Here is a 1,233-nt window from a genome sequence, read left to right as displayed (position 1 = left end):
CCCCACGCGAACTTGTCGTCGGTGTCTTCGTCGCGGGACTCGGGGAAGCCGTCGTCGCCGTCGAGGAGACCGACCAGATCCCAGTCCACACCGAACGGCGTGGACGCGTTGGCGGGCAGGGTCGCGGAGAGGTTGGTGGAGATGTAGACGTCCGCGTCCGTCCACAGATTTGCCTTCAGCGGGTCGCCGGCCACGGCGTCCTCCTTCACTCGGGTAAGGGTTGTCGCCGCAGTTCAGGGGCGGGGTTAGAGCGGGACGGGCTTGACGTTGGTGTTGACGACGAACGTGGACACGTCCACGAGGGAGACGTCGTCGACTGCCGGCAGCGGCCCGGTGACGGGGCGCACGCCGCGGATGATGGGGCCGGAGTGGACTAGCAGGAGGCCCTGGCAGAGCATCGCCAGGTCGTGCGCCTGGTCGGCGTCCTCATGCCATGCGGTCACGCGCAGCAGGACCTTTGCGTTGGCCATCGACGGATGCGGCAGGTCGCCGTCCTTGCGGACGAGGACGTAGGGCAGGTGCGGGGTCTCCGGCGAGCGGTCGCCTGGCACAAGCGAGCCAACGGTGACGCCGTCCGTGTAAGACTCCGGGCGTCCAGCCAAGGCTGCCCGGAGGATCTGTACGCCCGCGGCCTGAGCGTCGGCGAAGACGACGAGCGGCTTCACTCCTCAGCTCCAGCAGCCTTGACCTCCAGCCCGGCCGCCGAAGCGGACTGGGTGAGGATCCCGTCGCGCGCCTGCCAGGCCATGCCGCGCACGTCGGCCACAACGACCGTGGCGGCGCCGCGGTCCGTCGTGTACTTGCGGACCTCGATCGGTACGCCTGATGGCACCTTGGCCTTGACGTTGTCGGCAACGGTCTGGGCGTAGCCGTCGACCAGGTCGCGGACGGCCTGCCCCTTGAGAACCTCCCGCACGCCGGCGGTGTCGAGTTCGAACTTCTCCAGCATTGGCGGCCTCCTATCCGGTGACCCGCTTCATCTCGAACTCGATGTGGTGGACCGAGTCGGTGAACAGCTCGGGCCAGCGGGCCACCTCGCCGTCGACCTCGCAGGTCATGCCGTCCCACTCGATGCGGTCGTCCGCGCGGATGTCGGGGGCGGTGCCCTCGGCGGACTGCACATGCCAGCCGGTGACCTTGGCCGTGCGGGAGGCATCGGTGGTCTCCTGCTGGATGCTCGGCTGGATGTTCACCTGCTGGACCGTGACGCGGGTTGCCGTTGCCCAGTCGCGG

Annotated in this window: 4 protein-coding genes; all 4 read right to left on the bottom strand. The window is 68.9% G+C overall.

All coding sequences use genetic code 11. From position 1 onward, the window contains the following. On the bottom strand, positions 1 to 209 hold a 209-nt coding region (locus ABD191_RS28805), incomplete at its 3' end, for a hypothetical protein (RefSeq protein ID WP_344089064.1). 36 nt (positions 210 to 245) lie between these two features. After that, positions 246 to 551: a hypothetical protein gene (locus tag ABD191_RS28800; protein WP_234350998.1), complete on the bottom strand. Its 306-nt coding sequence runs from the start codon at positions 549 to 551 to the stop codon at positions 246 to 248. 110 nt (positions 552 to 661) lie between these two features. After that, entirely contained in the window at positions 662 to 949 is a 288-nt protein-coding gene (locus tag ABD191_RS28795; RefSeq protein WP_030901001.1) for a hypothetical protein, read from the bottom strand. Between the two features lie 10 nt (positions 950 to 959). Further along, positions 960 to 1,233 (bottom strand): hypothetical protein (locus ABD191_RS28790; RefSeq protein WP_344089058.1); only part of this gene is annotated, 274 nt, incomplete at its 5' end.

Origin of the sequence: Luedemannella helvata, assembly GCF_039528415.1 — a bacterium.
In the GTDB taxonomy this organism is placed as follows: domain Bacteria; phylum Actinomycetota; class Actinomycetes; order Mycobacteriales; family Micromonosporaceae; genus Luedemannella; species Luedemannella helvata.
Note: the sequence above shows the minus strand (reverse complement) of the source record. Positions and strands in the feature narration are given on the sequence as shown.